This window comes from Mucilaginibacter sp. (assembly GCF_036383575.1).
Classification (GTDB): domain Bacteria; phylum Bacteroidota; class Bacteroidia; order Sphingobacteriales; family Sphingobacteriaceae; genus Mucilaginibacter.
Map to the genome: position 1 here is coordinate 1 of NZ_DASVOB010000440.1, position 4,382 is coordinate 4,382.

3 protein-coding genes and 1 pseudogene are annotated in these 4,382 nt (G+C 43.5%); 2 read left to right on the top strand and 2 right to left on the bottom strand.

From position 1 onward, the window contains the following. Window positions 1-131, bottom strand: a pseudogene (locus VF500_RS15465) (RecX family transcriptional regulator); the annotation flags it as partial. Between the two features lie 60 nt (window positions 132-191). Here VF500_RS15465 and VF500_RS15470 point away from each other — a divergent pair. Continuing rightward, entirely contained in the window at window positions 192-2,654 is a 2,463-nt protein-coding gene (locus VF500_RS15470; RefSeq protein WP_330860529.1) for a bifunctional UDP-N-acetylmuramoyl-tripeptide:D-alanyl-D-alanine ligase/alanine racemase, read from the top strand. Between the two features lie 425 nt (window positions 2,655-3,079). Continuing rightward, window positions 3,080-3,670 (top strand): DUF502 domain-containing protein, encoded by a 591-nt coding sequence (locus VF500_RS15475; protein ID WP_330860530.1) that lies wholly within the window; start codon window positions 3,080-3,082, stop codon window positions 3,668-3,670. Window positions 3,671-3,704: 34 nt separating this feature from the next. Here the strand turns inward: VF500_RS15475 and VF500_RS15480 are convergent. After that, a partial coding sequence (locus tag VF500_RS15480) for an MFS transporter (protein ID WP_330860531.1) occupies window positions 3,705-4,382 on the bottom strand: 678 nt, incomplete at its 5' end.

Here is a 4,382-nt window from a genome sequence, read left to right on the forward strand (position 1 = left end):
GGCCATAGTCCCCACTCGTAAAGTTTGTCGCGTACTTCCTGCTGGGCACGCTCCTGGTAAGCACAAAAGTGTTCGGCTTTAGCAAGGGCAACTTTCTCGTCGGTAATTTTAATTGATTTGGGCTGATCCATTTAGAAATCAAAATTCGTTAAAAATTATTCTTTTTGTTTTAATATCTCCAAATTAGCATCATGCGCAATAACACGTACACTATAACCGCTATAAAAAAGATCATCAAGGCAGATGGCAACATCGTTGAAGAACATACTATCAGTGCGCTTTTTACTGATAGCCGCAGGATCAGCAACCCTGCCGAAGGTTTGTTTTTTGCCCTGAGCGGCAGGCGCAACGGGCACGAGTTTGTTGCCGAAGCTTATGCAGGCGGTGTACGTAATTTTGTGGTGGAGCATGGGCCGGAATTTAACCTGCCCGGTGCCAACTTTTTAATAGTGCCCGATCCGCTGGCTGCCCTGCAAATGCTGGCCGCTTATCATCGCAGTCGGTTTAAGCTGCAGGTAATTGGCATTACGGGGAGTAACGGGAAAACTATAGTTAAAGAGTGGCTTTATCAATTGCTTTCGGCCGATAGAAACATTGTACGCAACCCTAAAAGTTATAATTCCCAAATTGGTGTCCCATTATCGGTATGGCAAATCAACGACCGGAACGACCTTGGCATTTTTGAAGCGGGTATTTCCACTGTAAATGAGATGACTAAGCTGGAGGCTATTATCAAACCCGAAATAGGGGTACTTACGCATATTGGCCCGGCGCACGATGAAGGATTTGAATCGCCCAAACAAAAACTCCTGGAAAAACTGGGGCTTTTTAAAAATAGCAGGCTGCTGATCCATAATTACGACCAGCTCATCGGTTATGAAAAAGACATCAAAGCCCAGGAAACTTTTACCTGGAGCCGCAAATTCCGGGAGGCCGATCTTTATGTTTTCAGCGAGACAGTGATCTCTAAAAATTATTACTTCCGTGCCCGTTACCAAACTAAGGAGATTGAATGCCTCATTCCTTTTACCGATCAGGCATCGATAGAAAACGCTATTACCTGCTGGGCTACTATGCTGGCTTTAGGCTATAGCGCAGTGGAGGCCGATAAACGCATTGAACGCCTTGCCCCGGTAAGCATGCGGCTCGAATTAAAAAATGGTGTAAACAACTGCTCGGTTATTGACGATTCATATAATTCAGATCTGCAATCACTTGAAATAGCGCTTAACTTTTTATCGCAGCAAAATCAGCATCAAAAAAAGACGCTGATCCTGTCGGATATTTATCAATCTGGTTTGCATCAGGATGTATTGTACAAACAGGTAGCTGAACTTATCCAGGCCAAAAAGATAGATAAATTTATTGGTGTGGGTGAAGCGCTGCTTAGCCATCAGCAATATTTTAACGTGCCGGAACAGCATTTTTATGCCGATACTACAACGCTGCTTCAGCAGCTAAAAGTGCTCAACTTTAAAGATGAAACCATCCTGATCAAAGGCTCCCGCAGTTTTGAATTTGAGCAGATCAGCCGTGCATTGGCTCAAAAAGCACACGAAACCGTAATGGAGATCAACCTGAACTCCTTGCTTAATAATCTGAACTTTTATAAATCAAAACTTAAGCCGGGCGTAAAAGTAATGGCCATGGTAAAGGCATTCAGCTATGGTAGTGGTACTTTTGAAGTAGCTAATATGCTGCAATACAATAAGGTTGATTACCTGGCGGTGGCTTATATAGATGAAGGGGTAGCGTTAAGACAGGCCGGGATCATCCTGCCCATCAAAGTTCTTAACCCCGAAGCCTCGGCATTTGACAAACTCACCGAATACAAGCTCGAACCGGTAATTTATAGCTTTGGCCTGCTTGATGATTTTGTGGGCTATGCTTCGGCACAAGGGATTACCGGTTACCCGGTGCACCTTAAAATTGATACGGGCATGCACCGCCTCGGTTTTGAAAACTATGAGATAGAAACCCTTTGTGATATGCTGGAGGCTAATCGTTATGTACGCATACAATCAGTATTTTCACATCTTGCTGCAAGCGAAGCCCCGGAGCATGATGAGTTTACCAAAAAGCAGATCAAGCGTTTTGAAAAAGCTTTTAAGGAGATTGAACGTACGCTGGGTTATAAAGTGATCAAGCATATCTGCAACACAGCCGGGATCATCCGCTGGCCCTCGGCACATTATGATATGGTGCGTTTGGGAATAGGATTATATGGAATAGATTCATCTGTGCCAGCCTCAGATGCCGGTTTGCAGCCCATTGCGAGCTTAAAAACAAGTGTTGCCCAGGTTAAAAAGATAGGGGCGGGGGATACCATCAGTTATGGCCGAAGCGGCAGTTTATTGAAGGATGGTAAAATAGCCACCATCCGCATAGGTTATGCCGATGGTTATTTACGTGCATTTGGCAAGGGCGTAGGCAAAATGCTGGTGAAAGGCACATTGGTGCCTACTGTGGGCAATATCACTATGGATATGTGTATGCTGGATGTGAGCGGGCTGGATGTGCGCGAAGGTGACGAGGTGATCATATTTGATGAGCACCAGCGTATTGAAGAACTGGCAAAGCAAATAGGCACTATTCCTTATGAAATACTAACCAATATTTCGCAAAGGGTAAAACGGGTTTACTTTTATGAGTAGTGCCTTAGGGTTAGCATTGAATATGAAAGACATTAATCGCGAAGAATACAAATATCAGCCAAAGAATAACTGGGGAAAGAAAACCAACGAGAACCTTGCCGGATGCAGATTGTGTGAACGTCCGAAAAGAAGAATCAGGAAGTAAACTGAATAAAAAAACTATAGTTCTGTAAGTTGCAAAAATTAGTACAACTACAATAATCAACATTATTATCGGCGAATCCATAACGACAATTTATAAATTTCAACTCCATTAACAAAATCCTGTCGGCTAATATTTATCAATGTGAAAATAGATAAAGCCGCGTGGGTTTTATAGCGAAGCATAAAAGCGTCGCTTTACATACCTATCCTGTCGGTTTTTGATTTCAATTTTGTATCAATTTAAAAGAGTGTACTTTTACGAGTAGAAATCAGGGGTTAAAATGAACAGGTTAGCGCGGGTATTATTCAGGTATTTTGTAAAGGGGATGTTGGTGGTTGTACCGGTTGGGGCCGCCATTTTCCTGATGTACTGGGCAGTGGCCAGCATTGATAAGGCTCTTAACCTGAGCGATCTTTTGACTGATAAAACCGGCAAACATATGTATATCCCCGGGTTGGGGATCCTGAATGTGGTAGTGGTTATCATGATCATGGGGGTGTTGGTTACCAATGTGATCACCGAACCCATTAAAGGCTGGTTCAGGCGCTGGTTTGCGCGTTTGCCCATCTTCGCTTTCCTGTATTCATCAATAAAAGATTTGACCGAAGCCTTTGTTGGCGAAGAGAAAAAGTTCAATGAACCGGTACTGGTTGAGGTTAATGAGTTTGGTTTAAAAAAGATAGGCTTTCTTGTACAGAAGGATCTGGCCAAAATAGGTTTACCCGGAGAGGTGGCTGTGTATTTTCCATACTCCTATTCATTTGCCGGCCAGGTAGTCATCATTGCTGCCGATAAAGTAAAACCGATGGATAAGAGCGCCGCTGATGTGATGAAGTTTGTGATATCGGGCGGCGTAAGCGGGTTAGATTAATTTTTTTGCTTCAACAGACGCATGTGATGCGTCTCTACGTAATTACTTCTACTTCCTTTGACTCCGCCAACCTTGCTTTCTTAAAACTCCTGATCGCTAAAAAAACAGCTATCAACATTAAAACAGCACCCAAAATATAAGGAGCTCCCGGAAAATAGGCCGAAGTATTACGATGGGTGAACAAATGAAACACCGAACTCATCAACAGCGGCCCTATGATTACCGCCAAACTGCTGATACTGGTTAAGGAGCCCTGCAATTCACCCTGTTCTTTGGCAGATACAGTACTGGTGATCATGCCCTGCAATGATGGCCCGGAAATACCTCCGAGGCAGTAAGGGACCATGAATACATACATCATCCAGCCCTGATTGGCAAAAGCTATAAGCGTTAAACCGATGGTATAGAACAGCAGTCCGGCTACAATATTTTTCTCCTGCCCAAATTTAGGGATGGTATATCTGATAAGCCCGCCTTGTATGGCTACCAGCACAATACCAATAAAAAAACCTAAAAAGCCTATGCTTTTGAGCGCCCAGTCAAATTTTTCAGTTACGTAAAATGATAATACATATTCAACGGATTTTTGGGCGATATATACCAACGAGAACGCGCCGATCAATCCGGTTAAAGAGGGATAACGCGACAGGTTGCGTAGCGAGCTGATAGGATTAGCCTTTTTCCATTCAAAGCGCCTGCGGTTTTTGATGTT

What these genes read in the sequence shown, in the direction of transcription:
- VF500_RS15470 (WP_330860529.1), top strand. Translation starts at nt 192, where the DNA reads ATGCGCAATAACACGTACACTATAACCGCTATAAAAAAGATCATCAAG.
- VF500_RS15475 (WP_330860530.1), top strand. Translation starts at nt 3,080, where the DNA reads ATGAACAGGTTAGCGCGGGTATTATTCAGGTATTTTGTAAAGGGGATG.